Source organism: Proteiniphilum sp. UBA1028 (assembly GCF_002316955.1).
Lineage (GTDB): Bacteria > Bacteroidota > Bacteroidia > Bacteroidales > Dysgonomonadaceae > Proteiniphilum.
In genome coordinates, this window is record NZ_DCEN01000051.1 from 1 (window position 1) to 3620 (window position 3620).

5 protein-coding genes and 1 pseudogene are annotated in these 3620 nt (G+C 40.5%); all 6 read right to left on the minus strand.

The annotated features are described in order from the left end of the window. Nucleotides 1–174: 174 nt before the first annotated feature. Nucleotides 175–270: pseudogene (locus B3Z75_RS14280) on the minus strand (chloramphenicol acetyltransferase); the annotation flags it as partial. 290 nt (nt 271–560) lie between these two features. Continuing rightward, the gene (locus B3Z75_RS09460) at nt 561–1052 is read right to left on the minus strand and encodes a putative signal transducing protein (RefSeq protein ID WP_294070749.1); all 492 of its coding nucleotides are present in this window, start codon (nt 1050–1052) and stop codon (nt 561–563) included. 22 nt (nt 1053–1074) lie between these two features. Further along, complete coding sequence (locus tag B3Z75_RS09465) at nt 1075–1386, minus strand: KilA-N domain-containing protein (RefSeq protein ID WP_294070752.1); 312 nt, start codon at nt 1384–1386, stop codon at nt 1075–1077. After that, nucleotides 1344–1580, minus strand: coding sequence for a hypothetical protein (locus B3Z75_RS09470; protein ID WP_294070754.1), 237 nt, complete (start codon nt 1578–1580; stop codon nt 1344–1346). The genes B3Z75_RS09465 and B3Z75_RS09470 overlap by 43 nt, the downstream gene beginning before the upstream one ends. Before the next feature lie 56 nt (nt 1581–1636). After that, nucleotides 1637–2194: a hypothetical protein gene (locus tag B3Z75_RS09475; protein ID WP_294070756.1), complete on the minus strand. Its 558-nt coding sequence runs from the start codon at nt 2192–2194 to the stop codon at nt 1637–1639. A gap of 322 nt (nt 2195–2516) precedes the next feature. Next, complete coding sequence (gene gldN, locus B3Z75_RS09480; protein WP_294070758.1) at nt 2517–3494, minus strand: gliding motility protein GldN; 978 nt, start codon at nt 3492–3494, stop codon at nt 2517–2519. Nucleotides 3495–3620 lie beyond the last annotated feature (126 nt).

The following is a 3620-nucleotide window of genomic DNA, read 5'->3' on the forward strand; positions in this document are numbered from 1 at the left end:
CGGTATAATTTTACAAACCAAAGGAAAATGGGCTTTTTAAGGCTCGACTATTTAAACAAATACGCACAAATGTGAAAGTAATAGCCGGGCATTTTAACATGCGTTTGGTTTACTTTGCCGTACTTTTGCTTCCATCATGAATTTTTTAATGAAAAACGACACTATCCCAATAAGTGTGTAATCTCCGACTATAATATTGGGATTCGTTATAATATTCTTAAGAAAACATAGTCTCTTTTGTCCATTTAGTGGATATTTTTCGTTTTTTATCTGGCCCTATGCCTGTCATAATCTATGTGTTGGGTATCTTTTTTAAATGACCGATAACGTGTTAGCAGCCGTATAAGTTTGCATTATATTTTTCTATAAGATCCAATTTGAAAATATCTTTATCGCGTCCAAACAATCTTAAAATTCGCTCTTGTTCTTTTATGGTAGGTAATTTAATTTCAATGCATTTGCTTTCATGTATTTATTCTTTAACGTTTACTATTGTTATCTCCCGACATACCGCTGTCCAGCTTGCGTGAAACCGCTCGTTACCTGCTGGCATTGACTAATCATTTTCTTTTTTGTTTAAACTCTTTTTTGCAATCAAAGCAATAATATCTCTTTTGAAAAAACGGTGTTGGAGTCGCAAACAGTATTGAAGTAGTTAAAAAGAACCAACCTGCCTTCTTCGATTTAACAACCTCGTTTGAACCGCAAAATGGACAAAATATCTTTGCTTCATCGTTTACTTCCTCTTGCACATCAGAATAATTTTCAAAACGAGACAACTCTTCTGGCGATTGCAAATTATCATCTTTAATATATCCCGTTTCTTTCAAAATTTCAATAGCTTGGTTTAAATTGCTTTCTCTGACTTGAAGTTTCACTCCTCCAATCGCATTTGAATAAAATGGATTGACTTGAACTGTTAATTCGTCTTGCACGAAACAAGTAATTCCTTCTGATTCTAATTTGCCTCGAATTATCGCAATTTCATATCCAAAAGTTGCAGTTAAAACCGTAACAAACTTCTCGTTTATCTTTTTCTCTGTATTATTCATTTTGAAAACCATATTCAGACTGTTAAATTAAATAAAATCCTATCAATAGAAGAATAGCCTCGAAAATCAAAAAATATTTCATTTCTAATTTGTTCCCAAGCCCTGCTTCTTGTCCAATTACCCCGAATTCGGGGTAATTAAAATTGGGATTATTTATTTTTCCCAAAACGCCAAGATACTCTATCTTATTTTTGTTGGTTATCCATTTGCCAGTCTTTTTGCTACCTTCTCGAAAAGTAACGGCCATATCCGTGAGGCTGATATAATCGTTATTCAGCTGACTGATAACCGTTATTTCGGATGCTTTGACTTGTAGTATTCTTCCTTTTGCCATAAAATTTGTCCGAAGCTATCGGATTGTATTTGTTTGAATCCTAATTCAAAATTGTCACTGAGTTGAGAAACAGTAAAGGTCGGCTTGTAATTGTCTTCGACTGTAACATTACTAATATTGGCGTCACTATTTCGCTTTTGTCCACAAGAAAGAAGTCCGAGAAAAATTGTTGCAAGTAATATTTGTTTTGTCATTGTCGTATTTTTTTAATAGCCTGTTGGCGTTTTATGTTTTATTGTCAGTCAGGCATTTACCATTTTTTTGCATTGAATCCAAGGTTTAGTTGTAACATTATCGGAAAAAATCCACTGTTCCCTTTTGTGTCAAAGTAATAGACGGCTCCAACGTCAAAAAGTAGGTGCATTTTTCCATATGCTCTTTGTATTCCCCAGGTGGGCCCAAAATCAAAACTTATATCGTCAATTCGGTAAATGTTTTTTGATTCGATTTCTTTGAAATTGGTCAAAAGCCTTAATCCCCAGTAGTTTCCTGAATTATAATCAAGATTTTTACTTTTTGATTGTCTTTTAGTCCGATTATAAATCTTTTTGTATGACAAATCCAAAAATGGTGAGATATAATATGTAACTCCACTTACCAAATAATCGTACTCAAGGTGCATATAGCTTCCATGAATTCCAATTCCTGGATTTATTGAAATAGTCGATTTATTCGAAATCGGCATCTCAAATTCAAGTCCAGGATTTAAGGCATTTATCCTAAATACCTTACTTAAATTGTCAGTTACTTCTTGTCCAAAGCTTTTTAAACTAATCGTTAAACTGATTAGTAATAATAGTTTTCTCATTACTTGTTTAATTCAAATTCTATTTGTTGTAATTAAAGTGTCTGAATGTTAGGTTTATATCATGAACGCTGACGGACGAAGGTGATGTCGGGAGAACGAATTATTTCCGAAAGTTTATGCCAACATTCGGAAATGCCAATTTTATAACATGCGTAAAAACTGCCATTGGGGGAAGTGTTTACGAAGATTCATCAAAACCGGATGCCGTGGTAGAAACAAGTGTTATCCATCAGCATCAGGATTGTGAGGCAAATATAACAATAATTCAGATCAAAAAATAAGGAAGGGATCTATTTAGTTAAATAAACGATTTTTTTCGGTATCAGTACCTCCGGTTGCGCATGGTTTGGGATGCGGAGGTGGTGGTGCCGGAAGATTTTTTGTTGCTGCTACGCTTCACCTCACGGGGTGGGGTGGCAATCACTTCTCCTTCCTTGCGGATGAGCTGTTCAACATCGAGGAGCTCTTGTTCAATCCGTTCCTGTTCGGCTTTCATCTCTTCGGGAGTGGAGGTGTACTGCGAGATGGAACGATTGCCGGGGTTGCCGGTTTTGTAGATCTCGCCTTTGTAGCTTCTCTTCCGGAAGAAGTCGTCGATGCTCCCGGTGACGCTGTTGTTGAGGGCGGAGGCCATCAACGGCATCCGGCGGGTGTAGGGTGCCAGGTCCTCATAGTGGATCCAGAAAAGGGGGTAGCGGGTATCGGCCGAGGCAACTTCCTCCTGCCGGAAGAGGATGGGGCAGAGGGCCAGGGGCTTCACCCGGAAACCGGAGGTGGCGCTGTCGAAGTAGTAGGCTTCCTTCAGGTAGTAGCCGAGTACTTCGTGGGAGGGCAGGTCTGCATCGCTCACCGTGATGGTGCCGTTTTCGGCTGTATGGTAGATGCCGAAGCGGGTGAGCAGTTCGGGAAAGCGGACGCGGTATTCCTCGGTAAACTCCTCGCGTCCGTCGAGGTATTCATACGCCCGGATGTGATCTCCCTGCAGCAGACGGAAGATGAGGGTGAAGAGGTTGTGCTGGCCCGCTGTGGGGGTGACGGGGTGGTAGAGGGGTGCGTTGACCTCGTTCGTGAGGTCGATATAGCGATAGATGATGCGGGACCAGCGGGCATGGGCGATCTCTTCTTCCCAATTGACGTTGGGCTGATTTCCCCGGATGGCCGGGACAGACGCTACCTGTGGTATCTGCTGTGCCTGTTGCCGTCGTTGTTCAATCCGCTCCCGGGCGGTGGTTTGCGGGTAGAGGACAGCTGCCGGTGCCAGTGCCAGCAACAGGAAAAAGCATATTATTCGGGTTGTCATATCTTTTTAACTTTCAGCCTTTGGCTTTTGATTATTAATTTTTTGTGATCAACTTTTATCAATCAGCTAGTTTACTCTTAGTTCCATTACCGCGATTTCGCGCTCCGTACCGTCGGGGCCGGCGGC

Bases quoted from the DNA above. Each gene is read 5' to 3' on its own strand.
- B3Z75_RS09475 (WP_294070756.1), bottom strand. From the start codon at position 2,194: ATGAGAAAACTATTATTACTAATCAGTTTAACGATTAGTTTAAAAAGC.
- B3Z75_RS09465 (WP_294070752.1), bottom strand. From the start codon at position 1,386: ATGGCAAAAGGAAGAATACTACAAGTCAAAGCATCCGAAATAACGGTT.
- B3Z75_RS09470 (WP_294070754.1), bottom strand. From the start codon at position 1,580: ATGACAAAACAAATATTACTTGCAACAATTTTTCTCGGACTTCTTTCT.
- gldN (WP_294070758.1), bottom strand. From the start codon at position 3,494: ATGACAACCCGAATAATATGCTTTTTCCTGTTGCTGGCACTGGCACCG.
- B3Z75_RS09460 (WP_294070749.1), bottom strand. From the start codon at position 1,052: ATGAATAATACAGAGAAAAAGATAAACGAGAAGTTTGTTACGGTTTTA.